11 protein-coding genes and 4 pseudogenes are annotated in these 15,540 nt (G+C 37.6%); 7 read left to right on the forward strand and 8 right to left on the reverse strand.

The genetic code is table 11. The features are described from left to right. Window position 1 precedes the first annotated feature (1 nt). The 3 genes from NMG86_RS12275 to NMG86_RS12285 all read left to right on the forward strand — a co-directional run bounded on the left by NMG86_RS12275 (window position 2) and on the right by NMG86_RS12285 (window position 2,885). Complete coding sequence (locus NMG86_RS12275) at window positions 2-748, forward strand: sterol desaturase family protein (RefSeq protein WP_087882174.1); 747 nt, start codon at window positions 2-4, stop codon at window positions 746-748. Between the two features lie 101 nt (window positions 749-849). Next, entirely contained in the window at window positions 850-1,353 is a 504-nt protein-coding gene (locus NMG86_RS12280; protein WP_237747608.1) for a DapH/DapD/GlmU-related protein, read from the forward strand. After that, the gene (locus NMG86_RS12285; RefSeq protein ID WP_026797748.1) at window positions 1,353-2,885 is read left to right on the forward strand and encodes a GH3 family acyl-acid amido synthetase; all 1,533 of its coding nucleotides are present in this window, start codon (window positions 1,353-1,355) and stop codon (window positions 2,883-2,885) included. Before NMG86_RS12280 ends, NMG86_RS12285 begins: the two co-directional genes overlap by 1 nt. A gap of 301 nt (window positions 2,886-3,186) precedes the next feature. Here the strand turns inward: NMG86_RS12285 and NMG86_RS12290 are convergent. Then, window positions 3,187-3,969: pseudogene (locus NMG86_RS12290) on the reverse strand (molecular chaperone HtpG); the annotation flags it as partial. 268 nt (window positions 3,970-4,237) lie between these two features. On the opposite strand from NMG86_RS12290, the gene NMG86_RS12295 reads away from it, so the two are divergent. Further along, window positions 4,238-5,329, forward strand: a complete 1,092-nt coding sequence (locus tag NMG86_RS12295) for an ISAs1-like element ISPlr1 family transposase (RefSeq protein WP_026795269.1) — start codon at window positions 4,238-4,240, stop codon at window positions 5,327-5,329. A 241-nt stretch (window positions 5,330-5,570) separates the two neighbouring features. Here NMG86_RS12295 and htpG read toward each other — a convergent pair. Together htpG and NMG86_RS12305 are read right to left on the reverse strand one after the other, a co-directional pair. Then, window positions 5,571-6,740 (reverse strand): annotated as a pseudogene (gene htpG, locus NMG86_RS12300) (molecular chaperone HtpG); the annotation flags it as partial. A gap of 131 nt (window positions 6,741-6,871) precedes the next feature. Next, window positions 6,872-7,822, reverse strand: a complete 951-nt coding sequence (locus NMG86_RS12305) for a sulfotransferase family protein (RefSeq protein ID WP_026797750.1) — start codon at window positions 7,820-7,822, stop codon at window positions 6,872-6,874. Between the two features lie 60 nt (window positions 7,823-7,882). On the opposite strand from NMG86_RS12305, the gene NMG86_RS12310 reads away from it, so the two are divergent. Genes NMG86_RS12310 through NMG86_RS12320 form a run of 3 tightly spaced genes read left to right on the forward strand, consistent with a single transcriptional unit; the run spans window position 7,883 to window position 10,220 of the window. Further along, entirely contained in the window at window positions 7,883-9,046 is a 1,164-nt protein-coding gene (locus NMG86_RS12310) for a glycosyltransferase (RefSeq protein WP_026797751.1), read from the forward strand. A 30-nt stretch (window positions 9,047-9,076) separates the two neighbouring features. Further along, a complete protein-coding gene (locus NMG86_RS12315) occupies window positions 9,077-9,268 on the forward strand; it encodes a glycosyltransferase family 2 protein (RefSeq protein ID WP_026797752.1) in 192 nt (63 codons plus the stop codon). 37 nt (window positions 9,269-9,305) lie between these two features. Next, the gene (locus tag NMG86_RS12320) at window positions 9,306-10,220 is read left to right on the forward strand and encodes a glycosyltransferase (protein WP_026797753.1); all 915 of its coding nucleotides are present in this window, start codon (window positions 9,306-9,308) and stop codon (window positions 10,218-10,220) included. A 13-nt stretch (window positions 10,221-10,233) separates the two neighbouring features. On the opposite strand, the gene NMG86_RS12325 is transcribed toward NMG86_RS12320, so the two are convergent. From NMG86_RS12325 to NMG86_RS12345, 5 genes and pseudogenes are all read right to left on the reverse strand, one after another. Next, window positions 10,234-11,169, reverse strand: a complete 936-nt coding sequence (locus NMG86_RS12325) for a glycosyltransferase (RefSeq protein ID WP_026798667.1) — start codon at window positions 11,167-11,169, stop codon at window positions 10,234-10,236. Between the two features lie 4 nt (window positions 11,170-11,173). Next, entirely contained in the window at window positions 11,174-12,112 is a 939-nt protein-coding gene (hpsE, locus tag NMG86_RS12330; protein ID WP_071783083.1) for a hormogonium polysaccharide biosynthesis glycosyltransferase HpsE, read from the reverse strand. Continuing rightward, window positions 12,109-13,062 carry a hormogonium polysaccharide biosynthesis glycosyltransferase HpsE gene (hpsE, locus tag NMG86_RS12335; protein WP_087882172.1) on the reverse strand — a complete coding sequence of 318 codons (954 nt, stop codon included), beginning with the start codon at window positions 13,060-13,062 and terminating at the stop codon, window positions 12,109-12,111. The genes hpsE (NMG86_RS12330) and hpsE (NMG86_RS12335) overlap by 4 nt, the downstream gene beginning before the upstream one ends. Before the next feature lie 301 nt (window positions 13,063-13,363). Beyond that, window positions 13,364-14,146 (reverse strand): annotated as a pseudogene (locus NMG86_RS12340) (molecular chaperone HtpG); the annotation flags it as partial. Window positions 14,147-14,546: 400 nt separating this feature from the next. Next, window positions 14,547-15,489, reverse strand: a pseudogene (locus NMG86_RS12345) (ISAs1 family transposase). Window positions 15,490-15,540: the final 51 nt, after the last annotated feature.

A 15,540-nucleotide genomic window follows, 5' to 3' on the forward strand; every position in this document is an offset into this window, starting at 1 on the left:
TATGCAAATTATTGTCCAAATTATAGTTTTTGTTGCTTTTATCGGCTTAGTTGGCTGGACTATTTTTGATAAATCAGGGAGAACTCAACTTAAAGCAAAATCTTTTGAAGATTGGCTATTAGATAGCGCTGGATTATTTGTACAAGGAATGCTAATTCCACTTATGCAAGCGACGATAATTTATCAACTTTATCGTTACTGGCTACCGATATCACCCGGATATCTTCATGTTTCTCCAATTTTATCCTTTCTGATTAGCTTTGTTGCCGTTGATTATCTCTACTACTGGAATCATCGCCTGCTACATTCTACTTTTTTTTGGAACGTTCATCAAGTGCATCATACAGTGACTAATTTGGATGTTTTAGGAACATCTCGTAACACGATTTGGGCAAGCTTTTTTATTGTTTATTTGTGGATTAATAGCTTTTTTTTGTACTTGTTTGCTAATTCTACAGGCTATCTTTTAGGAGTTAGCTTAACTTCTGTCCTAGATCTATGGAGGCATAGCCAACTGATTGTTCCTGCAAATAGTTGGTTTTACCATTTTCTATCTCCTTGGTTGATTTTGCCCCAGGATCACTCATGGCATCATTCTAGCCAGTTTCCTAACTGTAATTATGGTGCTAATCTAAAACTTTGGGATCGTTTGCATGGAACTTATTATCAAAACAGTGAATTACCAACTCAAATTGGAAATGCAATTCCATTAACTTTCACTCAAAAACTTTTATTTCCCTTTTCATGACACTGCTGAGTAAAATTCTTTTATTTTTTCCTGCTATAGTTTTATTACTAACAGGCGGATCGTTAATCTATTTTGCACATTCACCTGGCATTTTTAGTGCTTTGGCTGTATTATTTTCTCTTTATGGTTTGCCCGTTTTTATTTATCAATTACATCAGTGGATTTATCCGATTAAAGAAGGGATTAGTTATTTACAGGGAAAAGAATATAGCCATTGGTGGGGTAGCCATCAAATTCAGGTGATTTATATTGCAATTCCAGCTTTAGAGGCTGTATTGCGATTAATTCCAGGCGTATTTTCCGGTTGGTTGCGATTGTGGGGAGCGAAAATCGGGCAAAATATATACTGGACACCGGGACTAGAAATTGCCGATCGCGGTTTGTTAGAAATTGGCGATCGCGTTGTAATTGGACATCGAGTTGGCATTTATTCTCATGTTATTAAACCCCGTAAACACAACTTAATGTTGTATGTCAAAAAAGTCAAAATTGGCAATGATGTTTTTGTCGGTGCTGGATCGCATATTGCGCCCGGAGTAATTATTGAAAATGGTGTTTATATGCCTGTTGATACTAACCTTTATCCCAATCAAAAAGTAAAATAATGCGTCAATTTATTCAACTATTTGGGAAACTTCTAGCCCCAAGTTTTCGGCGATTTTATCAAGCATTAGATAACCCGCAAGCGGCACAACAATTGGTGCAAATAGAAATTTGCGATCGCTTGATTCAAAGCGAGTACGGCAAATCTTTAAACATTCGCTCTGTAGCAGATTGGCATCAGGTTCCAATCGTTGATTATGATCAACTTAAACCTTGGATTTTAGGAAAACAAAACTCTAAACAAAAGCGAATTTCACTGACACCAGAACCCATTTTATTTTATGAAAAAACCTCTGGAAGTAGCGGTGCAGTTAAATGGATTCCTTACACGCGATCGCTGCGAAAATCCTTCAATCAAATGTTTTGTGTATGGGCGTATGATTTAATACAAAATGGCCCTAAGTTTTCCACAGGTAAACTCTATGCTTGTATTTCACCTCAATTAGATTCCCTCGATTCTAAATTCAATAATTCCCTCTCTTTGCAAAATGATTTAGATTACTTAGATAATTGGTTGCGCTGGTTTTTGCATCCTTGGTTAGTCATGCCAGAAAAACTGGAAAGTTTGCAGAATTACCAGCAATTTAAACATCAGCTTTCTTTAGCACTATTACAAGCTGAACAACTCGAAATTATTTCGATTTGGAGTCCTAGTTTTCTTAAAACACATTTAAACTATATTCAAGAAAATCAGGAATTATTGTCAAAAGAATTACAGAAAAAGATATCAAGTGAACGTCTACAATTACTCACAGAACCTCAGATTTCTTGGCAAAAACTTTGGTCTAATTTAAAGCTGATTTCCTGTTGGGATGCTGCTAATTCAGGAGATGGGGCGAAGGGGTTGCAATTACAATTCCCTAATGTCTTCGTTCAAGGTAAAGGTTTATTAGCCACAGAAGCCCCAATGACAATTCCGTTAATCGAGGCTAACGGATATGTTCCCGTCCTTGATGAAGTTTTTTTTGAATTTGAAGATGATCAGGGTTGCTTTTATCAACTACACGAACTTAGTGTTGGGCAGAAATATACAATCATTCTATCACAAAAGGGAGGATTATATCGTTATCGAATTGGCGATCGCATTCGCGTGTCGGGGATATATCATCACACTCCTTGTTTTGAGTTTTTAGGACGACAGGAAGCCATCAGCGATCTAGTAGGCGAAAAGCTACAAGAAAGCTTTGTTTGTGATATTTTAGCGCAATTAAATATTCCAGAAACCTGCTTTAAAAGCTTAGTTCCAGTTGCCAATCCACCTCACTATATTTTATTACTCGATCAAGTTGTAGAAAGTCCACAAATCTTAGCTAAAAATTTAGATATTGCTTTATCACAATCAATTCAATACCAACGGGCGCGATTACTCGATCAACTTGCACCCCCACAAGTTTTTATTTCCCCGAAAATTCCTGAATTATTAGCATTGTATCGGGTGCGATCGGGTAGTATTTGGGGTGGTGTTAAGTATCCCATTCTAGCAACATCGCCTATTAACGCTGATCTTTTTGACCAACTTAAATTTCAGCTTTAATTATCATTTTAAATTCAAAATTTTTGTAAAAAGCAAGCGATCGCTCTTGATTTTATAGCAACCGCCAAGGCAGTTAAGACACCAGACGGATCTTGGAACCCAGACGGTAAAGTGTTTTCCCCCGGTGTTCCCTCCCCCCCTAGCCTGCCGTGCACGGGGGGTTTGGGGGGGCTGTTCCCTGCTATATCAGGCTGCGATCGCTAACTTTTTACTCTTTCAGGACTTACGCAAATTTGGGGATGTAACCCTATATGTAGGGGTAATTCATGAATTACCTCTACTAGCGTTTTTTACCGTCATCTCAGTGGGTTGTTAACCGCGTTAATACTTGGTTAGAACGTTCTACAAAGTCCTTCATCCCTTCAGCATCAAAGCCTTTTTGAGCAATTAAAGCTAAGTCATAGACATGATGACAAATCATATTCGCTAATTCCGTCGAAGGAGATTCACCACCTTCTTGAATAATCGCCCCTTGACTCAAATTCACTAAATTCTGAATTAACGGATGGGCAATATTAATTAACAGAATATGTTCCTCTGGAAATTCAACTTTTTGTTGCTGCATCAGGGCTGTCATATCCTGTAACCGTCGCATAAATTCCGGCAATAATACCATCGCGGGCGGGGTATTTTCGGATTTCAAGGATTCAGTCCGAATCGTTAATTTAGGCTTGTTTAAAGCTGCGGTAAACAGGTCTTTAATGATTTCACTGCGGGTTTTATTGGTTTTAGGATCAACAATTTCAGGACTATTATCCTTAGCAATTAAATTGTCATCTAGTTCCGCATCCACCCGGGCAAACTTAACATCAGTGTGTTCCCGTTCTAGGAAACTAATAAAATGACTATCAATAAAGGAATCGAAGAACAAAACTTCTAGCCCTTGACTGGTATGTAACTGAATATAAGTGGCTTGAGTTGTTTCATCGGTACAATAAAATACCCGATTCTCATGGCGCTCTTTATTGCGTTCGAGATATTCGCTTAAGGTGGTGTAGTAACGACCTTTTTCGTCGGTATTATCAGAAGTTGGAGAAGCAACATCCTGCCAAACATCCCCGTCTTCGGTTTGCACTTGGACTTGGGTAGGAACGGCAACAGGCCCATCCTCCGTTGACCCAGTGGCATCGTCTGGAGTTGACCCCCCCGGCCCCCCCTTATCAAGGGGGGGATTAGAAGTGGAGTCCCCCTCGGTAAGGGGGGGATTAGAAGTGGAGTCCTCAATAGCCCCACCCTTGGTAAGGGGGGGGTTGGGGGCAGGGCTGTTTCAAAGTCAGGTGAAAAAGAGTAAAGAAAGAGCGATCGCCACCTGATAAAATGGAGAGCGATCACCATTTTTTTCTAAAATAAAGATGCTAACAAGTTTAATAGAAAATTTAAAAGAAGTCAAGGATTTCCGAAAAAATCAGGGAAAAAGGTATAGTTTATGGGAAGTGCTATTAGTAGTAGTTTTAGGGGTGATGTCAGGGCATCAAGGATATCGAGAGATGGAATATTTTGTCAAAGCCAACGAAGTTATCCTGAAAAGAACATTCAATATCTATAGCCAAGGAATGCCATCTTATTCAACAATAAGGAGGGTGATGAGAGGAGTAGACGAGAAGGATTTAAGCAAAATAGTAAAAGAATGGTCAAGAGAGAATTCTCCTAAATTAAAGGGAATAGAGGGATTAGCAATAGATGGAAAAAGTTTAAGAAGTACGGTAAAAGACCCAGGCAATCAGCAGCAAAACATGGTAATAATGGTATCTCTATTTAGTCAAGAAACCGGATTAGTATTAGCGACGGAAAAGTTCGAGAGTAAAACCGGTTCAGAACAAGCTGTAGCCCAAGGGATAATAGAAGAATGTGGTCTAAAAGGAAAGTTAATAACTGCGGATGCGTTACATTGTAATGTCACCACAGTCCGAAAGATTATCGAGAGTGAAAACGATTATTTAATCGCGGTTAAAAAGAATCAAATCAAACTGTATAATCAAATTGAAAAAATTACAAAAACGACGAAAGCTGAAAGTATAGATACTCAAAAAGAGAGGGGTCATGGACGAGAAATAACTCGTCGGGTATCAGTGTTTAAAAATTCGATAAAAATTGAAAGCCCTTGGGAACATATTCAAAGTATAATTCAGGTAGAAAGGTGGGGATACAGAGGAAAAAAGCCTTATAGAGAAACGGTTTATTATATAAGTAGTATCTGGGAAAAGGCGGATTTTTTTTCCAAAAAAATTAAAGGGCATTGGGGGATTGAGAATCAAGTTCATTGGGTAAAAGATGTGTTATTTAAAGAGGATAGTATGAAAATTCATCAAGTACAAGCCGCGACTAATTGGGCACTGCTCAACACCCTAGGATTGAATATTTTCAGAGGTTTAGGATTTTTGTCAATAACAGAGGGAAGAAGGTGGTTAGGAAATCATTGGGAGAAATTAGTGGCTATCTCTTAATCCGAAGGTTAAAAATGAAAAAATAGAGCAATTAATTTAGGAAAAATAGATAAAAATCGGGAATGTAAGTCTTACTCCATAGGGAATAAGAATATTTATGCTGCTTAGATAATACCTCCTATAATTAATATTAATATAGCAATTATATGAAATATTAATTATTCGGAAAATAGCTATCATGTTTGAGAATTATGACCCAAAAGTAGGCTATAATTTTCAAACATGAAACAGCCCTGGGGTTGGGGGGGGTATAGGTAGTACGACAAATCAGAATATCATCAACTTGTTTTTTAAACTTATCATCGTTGAGGGAACCAAACTTAACAAAGGTTCCGATATCTTGCCAACAACGGATATATTCTTTGCGGTTATCCCGATATAATTCTTTCAGACGGTCAGCGACTTTTTTCGCTACATAATCGGCAATTTTACGGACGGTGCGATTAGTTTGTAAAGCACTGCGGGAAATATTCAAAGGAATATCCGTACTATCAATAACCCCCCGTAATGGCATCAAGAATTTGGGGATAATATCTTCGCAGTGGTCACTGACAAAGACTTGATTACAGAACAGTTTAATATTGCCCTGGGTGACATCCACATCGGGTTTGAGTTTGGGAAAATACAGAATCCCATTCACAATAAAAGGATAATCCGTATTCAGATGTACCCATAATAGGGGTTCTTCTTGGAAGGGATAAAGATAGCGATAGAGCTCTAAATAATCTTCTTCGGTTAAATTATTAGGAGATTCCCGCCAGGGTGCTTTTTGGCGGTTGATGATTTCGCCGTCCAACTTAATCGGGACGGGCATAAAATCACAATAGGTTTTAATTAATTGACGGATGCGGGAGGGTTCGGTATATTCGATTTCCTCATCCATCAAAGTCAGGGTAATAGTAGTTCCCCGTTGGATGCGGCCAGAGTCTTCCAGTTTGAATACCGGAGAACCATCGCAAATCCAGTGGACGGCTTGGGAACCCTCTTTGTAGGACAGGGTATCAATTTCGACTTGACGGGCGACCATGAAGGAGGAGTAAAACCCTAAACCAAAATGACCAATGATAGACTGGTCAGAGTTGGCCTGATATTTTTCGATGAATTCTTCGGCGCTGGAAAAGGCGACTTGGTTAATATATTTTTTGACTTCCTCGGCGGTCATCCCGATGCCATTATCGGTGATGGAGAGGGTTTTGTTGTCTTTATCGAGGGTGATGGTGATTTCGGGTTCGCCCGCATCCCCGGAATATTCCCCAGACCGGGACACCATATTCAGTTTAGCGATGGCGTCAACGGCGTTGGAAACCAGTTCCCGCAGGAAGACTTCATGGTCGGTGTAGAGGGACTTTTTGATAATTGGGAAGATATTCTCGGTATGGATTGTAATGGTTCCCTGTTCGAGTACAGTCATAGCTATCTTAGGTTATCTATAAAATTAGAGTTGTTATTTATGATTGTGTGCGATCGCCGTTCCCTTACTAGGGATGGATGACCGCCCAAAGGTTGATTCGGATTTCCGTATTAATGAAAAGAAGTAAATCGTTAGATTTTTGAAAAAAATCTACGCAGCTTATAGGATAGTGCCCCTAAATTATTTCGCAAGGTGCGGATTGCTTGCACGGGGAGAGGGATTTTCAACCCTGTGATCTCATAACCCAGTTCAACCAGCAAATCACCCGCCACACTCTCAAAGTCAGCTATTTCTAAAGCAGATAGTGAGCGCTTCCAAGCAGATACTCGTGATGGGTCAATGGGTTGATCAATTAATTGAAATAAACTTTTATGTTGTTCTGATATCCGATCTTGCGCTCCTTTATAGTATTCTAACATTTGTGCAGTGTAGTCAAGGTTAAGCCACTGACATAATTCCTTTAAGGTTTTTTCGGGTTCATAGACCAGTTGCTCATAATAGACCTCATAGTAGCGATCTTTTGATAGTGTTGATCCTCCTAATCTCCCCGCTTGCACCCGTTGTTTCCAATAAGTGGCAGCTTCTTGCATATTATTACTGACCCATTTGGCTTTACGGATACTGATTGCGACATCCCGACCATCTCGAATGATGTGAACAAATTTTGCATGAGGAAATGATTCTGCTAAAAGTGGGATATACTTAACATGGCGGGGCGATTTATCTCCCCATCGTTGTTTATTTAGTTTAGAAGCAGAAGCTTGAAATAAGGCTTCTATGGCACCGGAAACATGAGTTGGTGTTACCTCAAAGATGGCTCGTTCCGCTTCTTCCAGAGTTAGATTAAAAATAGGAAATGTAAAAGATTCAGGAGTAGCTGGGTTAGTTTGTAAATCTCTGATCAAAAACCAACGTTGATAAGGGTGTGTCAAATCCCCGTAATTCTCAGACTTTCTCTCTAACAAATAGACAAACATTGACTCTTGAGGAATGTGGAGAATCGGGCTTTGAATCAGCATCAGTCTCAGTAAGGTTGTTCCTGATCGATCACAACCCACGATAAAAATCGGCGATTTTTCCATAAATCAAGTAATTCACAAATCCGAGTTGACACTATTGTTAATTTTAGCATCATTGAAAACATGAAGAAAACCGTTTTAATTTATCGAGATGCACTGCTCCCTTACTCAGAAACTTTTATTCCTGCTCAGGTAGAAAATTTTTCATCTTATCAAGGTTTCTATATAGGGAGTGGTCGTTTTAAAGGACTAAGATATCCCTTACCACCAGAGCGAACCTTAGTGTTGAGCGATCAGGCTAAAGTCACCACAAATAGAAGATTTTTTTATTTGCTAACGGGGTGGGGTTATGGGAATTGGTCTGAACGTTTAAAAGCACTATCACCCTGTTTAATTCATACCCATTTTGCAACAGATGGGATTTGGGCATTACCGTTAATGTCCCGTTTGAAAATTCCGTTAATTCTCACTTGTCATGGACATGATGTTACATCCAGCAATAGAACTAACGATGATTTAGTGTGGCTTTATGGTCAAGGAATCTGGCCTCCAGTCTTTAGGAATTTTCAGAAAAAGTTATTTAGACAAGCTCATACTTGTATTGCCGTTTCTAACTTCATTCGTTCTCGATGTATTGAGTTGGGTTGTCCTGAAAATAAAGTCATTGTTCAATATATTGGAGTAGATGTTGATCATTTTTTACCTCAATCTAGCATTTGTCGTGAGCCTATTGTCTTGTTTGTTGGGCGATTAGTTAAGTATAAAGGCTGTGATGACTTAATTCGAGCAATGGCAGAAGTACAGTCTGTTATGCCTGAACTAGAATTAGTTATTATTGGGGACGGAGAACAAAGACTAGCTTTAGAACAACAAGCTGCACGTTTACTCAAACGTTATCGATTTTTAGGAGTACAATCTTCTGCTGAAGTGAAAACATGGATGAATCGTTCCTTGTTAATGTGCGCTCCTAGTTTTTTAGATCAGCGAGGTACTTGTGAAGGTTTACCGATAACAATACTGGAAGCTCAAGCGATGCAATTACCCGTTATTAGTTCCATTCATGCAGGAATACCTGAAGTTATTATTCAGGGTGAAACCGGGTTTTTGATCCCAGAAAAAGATTGGAAAACACTAAGTCAATATATCTTAGATTTAGCTAAAAGCCCTATATTAAGACAAAAATTTGCGATGGCGGGACGCAAAAGAATAGAACAAGAATTCAATGTAAAAATAAATACTGCTAAACTAGAATGTCTTTATGATCAAGTGCTGGCTTCGGTTATGTAATTTTCTGTTAGTTTCTATTACTTGATGTCAATGATTTCTATAATTATTCCGGTCTATAATGCCGAAAAAACCATCCAATCAACCATTAATTCTGTTTTGAATCAAACATTTATAGACTGGGAATTAATTGTTATTAATGATGGGTCTACGGAGTTTTTTTACCGAAACAACAAGCTAAAACTATCCTCAATAAATATGGTATTCTTAAAAATATTGGTGTAATAACATCATTGATTGAAACTACTCTTGATTAAAAAATATGCCTCTAATTTCAGTTATTATTCCAGTGTTCAACGGAGAAAAAACAATTTATTATACAATTGAATCAGTATTAAATCAAACTTTTACTGATTTTGAATTAATTATAATCAATGATGGTTCCACTGACTCAACTTTAGATATCATCTCCAGTATTAATGATTCTCGGATTAAGTTTTTCTCCTATCCTAATGGGAATCAAGCTGTTAGTCGCAATCGTGGCATGACTCATGCTAAGGGTAAGTATATTGCATTTTTGGATGCTGATGATCTTTGGACACCAGACAAGCTTGAAATGCAATACCAAGCTTTGCAGGATCATCCTGAAGCCGCGGTTGCTTATAGTTGGACAGACTATATTGATGAATCAAGCCAGTTTTTACGGTGTGGTAGTCACAAAACAGTCAATGGAGATGCTTACCCAAACTTATTAGTCGTTAATATACTTGAAAATGGCTCTAATCCTTTAATTCGTCGTCAAGCTTTAGTTGAAGTTGGTAATTTTAATCCTGATTTTACTCCTGCTGAAGATTGGGATATGTGGCTTAGACTGGCAAAAAAATATCAGTTTATTACGATTCCTAGACCTCAAATCTTATATAGACAATCTTCACAATCAGCATCTGCTAATGTTTTAAGGCTAGCAACAGCTAGTAAAAAGGTTGTTGAACAAGCTTTTAGCAAAGTTCCTGATTCATTAAAACCTCTCAAAAAAAGAAGCCTTGCGAATATATATAAATACCTTACTTTTAAAGCCATTGAAGACTCTCCTTCACGGCAGAATGCTGGAATAGCTGCCTACTGTTTATGGCAATATTGCAAATATAAACCAGAATTATTATTAAAACCCAAAATTATTATGAGTGTAACTATTAAAATAATACTCATGTTTTTTCGACCCAAAATAGTTGATTAACTTCTTAATATAACTAATCTTTTTTAAGAATTTTTTGGGAAAACCTAGAAGGTAAAATTAAGGTTATTAAACTTTTTATAAACATGATCAAGATGAATTTTATTTCTTTTTTCCATTCAGGCTCATGGGTAGAATAATTAATGAGATATTCCATTAAAATCAAACCTTGCTTATGATTCGGCTGCTGCTGAAAAATTTTCCACATTAGATATTTATATAGTTCTGCTAAAGTCTTTCGTTTTAAAGGCTGTAAAGACTCAGGTGCTTGTTCAAAAGATTTTTCAATAACTTTTAAACATTCTCTTTCTTGATTTTTAATTTGAGAGGACATTGAACGAGTAGAAACTCGATATAAAATCTGAGGGAGTGGAACCGCTACAAATTGATAAAGTGCTGCTAATCTCAGCCACATATCCCAATCTTCTCCTGCTTTTAAAGATGTATCAAACTCTCCCACATGATTTAAAGCTTGTTTACGAATTAATGGGTTAGAACCATTTTCTAAAAAATTATTAACTAATAAATGTTGATAAACATCGCCATTAATTGTAATCTGTCTTCCAGAATACAAAAATTGGCTTGACTCATCAATATAGTCTGTCCAACTGTAAGCAACCATTGCTTGAGGATTCTCTTGTAACGCTTGAAACTGTGCTTCTAATTTGTCTGGAGTCCACAAATCATCGGCATCCAGAAAAGAAATATATTCACCTTGAGCCTGATCAATACCTCGGTTTCTACTTTTAGCTAAACCGGCATTCTCACAATTAAATACTCGAATTTTAGTGTTTTGTATTTGAGCAATGATTTCGATTGTAGAATCAGTAGAACCGTCATTAATTATGATTAATTCCCAATTTTTAAAGGTTTGATTAAGAACAGATAAAATAGTCTCTTTGATCGTTTTTTCTCCATTATAAACAGGAATGATCACAGAAATTAAAGTCATAATATTATTTTTTGTCAATTAAATAATGGCTCAAAGTATAAAAAGGACTTAAAGCACTTTTCCAAAAAAATCTTAATTCACAGGCTGTTACTAGATCGATATTAACATGATGTTTATATTTTAACAAATGTTGCATCACTCGTTTCATACTTCCTAAAAATACTCTCACAGCAATCATGGGTTTCTGCCGATTTTTTACCAGCATTGCTCGAAACTTAAAGGTAGATAACCCATAGCGATCTGCTAAACTTAATAAATATTTTCTTTCTAACCGTTCACCAGGAATATAATGGTTTATGTGCATCTTATGATTATACCAAATTTCCCAACCTTGATTATAAAAATGAATCGATATTTCATAATCATTATCGCCTCGATCTGTATCAACTAACTCAGGAATAAAATGATTAAACCAAGCCTCTCGACGAATAACCAAGCCTGCACCTGATGGTAATTTTAACTGTTCTGGACAAAATAAAAAGGGTTGATCACCACTTTCTCGAATGGCCAATAATAAATGTTCAATACGTTTAAAATTTTCCGGTGGTTTAACTTCATAAATACCATGAATTTGCCCCCCATAACTTCCCGCTTTAGGATGTTCTTGACCAAATAAATAGGCTTGTAAAACCCAATCAGAATTAGGGAAATTATCATCATCAAGAAACCCAATTAATTCTCCTTGACTTTCTTCTATTCCTTTTTGTCGGGCAAAAGCAATACCTTGTTTCGCTTCAAACACATACCGGAGCGGAAAAACTTCCTGCCAAGATGCAATAATATTCTGAACTACATCAGCCGTTTGATCATTACTATTATTATCAACAATAATAATCTCCCAAGCGATATTTTCTGTTCCGGTTTGCGATCGCAATTTCTCTAAAACATCGGGAACACGACTAGCACCATTATAGGTGGGAATAACAACAGTAAAATCGATCATAATTTTTTTAGATAAGATGTTTTCCACAAATAAAAAGGACTGATCACACTACTATTTAAAAATTCCATTTCACAGGCTGCCACCACATCGGTTTTTAATTCTTTTCGATGTTTTAGATAATAAGCGATCGTTTTTCTAATATCATTGGCTAACCCTAGAGGAAATAATAACGGCCGTTGCCAAGGCTTTAACCGTAACATCCGAATATGATGCCGTGCTAACCCCGTACTTCGCATCAAAAATAATAAATAATCCCGTTCTAACCGTTGTTTGGGAATTTGATGATAGAGGTGCATTTCTGAATTATACCAAATTTCCCAACCCGCATTTTGAATATACATGATCGCTTCTAAATCTTCACTATTCAAAATAGATTGACTAGAACGTCCAGTTAAAAATGTTTTTTCCGGTACATTTTCGACCCAAACTTGACGACGCACCACCAACCCAGCAGAAGGCGGTAACATCTTCAGATTGGGTTCATATAAATGGGGATTATCTCCCCGTTCAGTAATAGCAAAAAAACCAGAAATCCGATTAAAATTAGTCGGGGTTTCTACTTCATAAACCCCATGGATTTGACTTCCAAATGCGCCAGCTTGAGAATGTTCTTGAGCAAAATTATAGGCTTTTTCCACCCAATCTAAGTCAGGAATAGTATCATCATCTAAGAAGCCAATCAACAAAGATTCCGACTCTTTAATTGCTCTTTTTCGGGCGAAAGCTGCCCCTTGTTCTGTTTCTAAACAGTATTTTAAAGGAACATTATCTAACCAATTATGTTGATAATTTTTAACTAATTCTGCGGTATGATCTGTGCTATTATTATCAACAATTAAGATTTCCCAGTTGATCTGTTCTGTTCCGGTTTGCGATCGCAATTTTTCTAAAACCGCAGGTAAACGGGTCGCGCCATTATAGGTAGGAATAGCGATAGTAATATCAACCATAATGAGTGATAGGGATTAAAATTTCCTGTTTTTATTATAACTCAGTTGAATAGCAAGAGACGGTGCACCAAATGTTTCTTACTATTCTAAGTACCTAAACAAAATTAATTACACATCCTCCACCCTGTTCCCTCCCCCCCTAGCCCCCTGTACACGGGGGGTTTGGGGGGGCTGTTCCCTGCTATATCAGGCTGCGATCGCTAACTTTTTACTCTTTCAGGACTTACGCAAATTTGGGGATGTAACCCTATATGTAGGGGTAATTCATGAATTACCTCTACTAGCGTTTTTTACCGTCATCTCAGTGGGTTGTTAACCGCGTTAATACTTGGTTAGAACGTTCTACAAAGTCCTTCATCCCTTCAGCATCAAAGCCTTTTTGAGCAATTAAAGCTAAGTCATAGACATGATGACAAATCATATTCGCTAATTCCGTCGAAGGAGATTCACCACCTTCTTGAATAATCGCCCCTTGACTCAAATTCACTAAATTCTGAATTAACGGATGGGCAATATTAATTAACAGAATATGTTCCTCTGGAAATTCAACTTTTTGTTGCTGCATCAGGGCTGTCATATCCTGTAACCGTCGCATAAATTCCGGCAATAATACCATCGCGGGCGGGGTATTTTCGGATTTCAAGGATTCAGTCCGAATCGTTAATTTAGGCTTGTTTAAAGCTGCGGTAAACAGGTCTTTAATGATTTCACTGCGGGTTTTATTGGTTTTAGGATCAACAATTTCAGGACTATTATCCTTAGCAATTAAATTGTCATCTAGTTCCGCATCCACCCGGGCAAACTTAACATCAGTGTGTTCCCGTTCTAGGAAACTAATAAAATGACTATCAATAAAGGAATCGAAGAACAAAACTTCTAGCCCTTGACTGGTATGTAACTGAATATAAGTGGCTTGAGTTGTTTCATCGGTACAATAAAATACCCGATTTTCATGGCGTTCTTTATTGCGTTCGAGATATTCGCTTAAGGTGGTGTAGTAACGACCTTTTTCGTCGGTATTATCAGAAGTTGGAGAAGCAACATCTTGCCAAACATCCCCGTCTTCGGTTTGCACTTGGACTTGGGTAGGAACGGCAACAGGCCCATCCTCCGTTGACCCCTGCGGAGTTGACCCCCCCAGCCCCCCCTTATCAAGGGGGGGATTAGAAGTGGTGTCCCCCTCGGTAAGGGGGGGATTAGAAGTGGAGTCCTCAATAGCCCCACCCTTGGTAAGGGGGGGGTTGGGGGCAGGGCTGTTTCATGTTTGAAAATTATAGCCTACTTTTGGGTCATAATTCTCAAACATGATAGCTATTTTCCGAATAATTAATATTTCATATAATTGCTATATTAATATTAATTATAGGAGGTATTATCTAAGCAGCATAAATATTCTTATTCCCTATGGAGTAAGACTTACATTCCCGATTTTTATCTATTTTTCCTAAATTAATTGCTCTATTTTTTCATTTTTAACCTTCGGATTAAGAGATAGCCACTAATTTCTCCCAATGATTTCCTAACCACCTTCTTCCCTCTGTTATTGACAAAAATCCTAAACCTCTGAAAATATTCAATCCTAGGGTGTTGAGCAGTGCCCAATTAGTCGCGGCTTGTACTTGATGAATTTTCATACTATCCTCTTTAAATAACACATCTTTTACCCAATGAACTTGATTCTCAATCCCCCAATGCCCTTTAATTTTTTTGGAAAAAAAATCCGCCTTTTCCCAGATACTACTTATATAATAAACCGTTTCTCTATAAGGCTTTTTTCCTCTGTATCCCCACCTTTCTACCTGAATTATACAGTTTGATTTGATTCTTTTTAACCGCGATTAAATAATCGTTTTCACTCTCGATAATCTTTCGGACTGTGGTGACATTACAATGTAACGCATCCGCAGTTATTAACTTTCCTTTTAGACCACATTCTTCTATTATCCCTTGGGCTACAGCTTGTTCTGAACCGGTTTTACTCTCGAACTTTTCCGTCGCTAATACTAATCCGGTTTCTTGACTAAATAGAGATACCATTATTACCATGTTTTGCTGCTGATTGCCTGGGTCTTTTACCGTACTTCTTAAACTTTTTCCATCTATTGCTAATCCCTCTATTCCCTTTAATTTAGGAGAATTCTCTCTTGACCATTCTTTTACTATTTTGCTTAAATCCTTCTCGTCTACTCCTCTCATCACCCTCCTTATTGTTGAATAAGATGGCATTCCTTGGCTATAGATATTGAATGTTCTTTTCAGGATAACTTCGTTGGCTTTGACAAAATATTCCATCTCTCGATATCCTTGATGCCCTGACATCACCCCTAAAACTACTACTAATAGCACTTCCCATAAACTATACCTTTTTCCCTGATTTTTTCGGAAATCCTTGACTTCTTTTAAATTTTCTATTAAACTTGTTAGCATCTTTATTTTAGAAAAAAATGGTGATCGCTCTCCATTTTATCAGGTGGCGAT

Source organism: Planktothrix rubescens CCAP 1459/22 (genome assembly GCA_904830895.1).
In the GTDB taxonomy this organism is placed as follows: Bacteria; Cyanobacteriota; Cyanobacteriia; order Cyanobacteriales; family Microcoleaceae; genus Planktothrix; species Planktothrix agardhii.

Bases quoted from the DNA above. Each gene is read 5' to 3' on its own strand.
- hpsE (WP_087882172.1), bottom strand. From the start codon at position 13,062: ATGGTTGATATTACTATCGCTATTCCTACCTATAATGGCGCGACCCGT.
- NMG86_RS12320 (WP_026797753.1), top strand. From the start codon at position 9,306: ATGCCTCTAATTTCAGTTATTATTCCAGTGTTCAACGGAGAAAAAACA.
- NMG86_RS12275 (WP_087882174.1), top strand. From the start codon at position 2: ATGCAAATTATTGTCCAAATTATAGTTTTTGTTGCTTTTATCGGCTTA.
- NMG86_RS12295 (WP_026795269.1), top strand. From the start codon at position 4,238: ATGCTAACAAGTTTAATAGAAAATTTAAAAGAAGTCAAGGATTTCCGA.
- hpsE (WP_071783083.1), bottom strand. From the start codon at position 12,112: ATGATCGATTTTACTGTTGTTATTCCCACCTATAATGGTGCTAGTCGT.
- NMG86_RS12325 (WP_026798667.1), bottom strand. From the start codon at position 11,169: ATGACTTTAATTTCTGTGATCATTCCTGTTTATAATGGAGAAAAAACG.
- NMG86_RS12285 (WP_026797748.1), top strand. From the start codon at position 1,353: ATGCGTCAATTTATTCAACTATTTGGGAAACTTCTAGCCCCAAGTTTT.
- NMG86_RS12305 (WP_026797750.1), bottom strand. From the start codon at position 7,822: ATGGAAAAATCGCCGATTTTTATCGTGGGTTGTGATCGATCAGGAACA.
- NMG86_RS12315 (WP_026797752.1), top strand. From the start codon at position 9,077: ATGATTTCTATAATTATTCCGGTCTATAATGCCGAAAAAACCATCCAA.
- NMG86_RS12310 (WP_026797751.1), top strand. From the start codon at position 7,883: ATGAAGAAAACCGTTTTAATTTATCGAGATGCACTGCTCCCTTACTCA.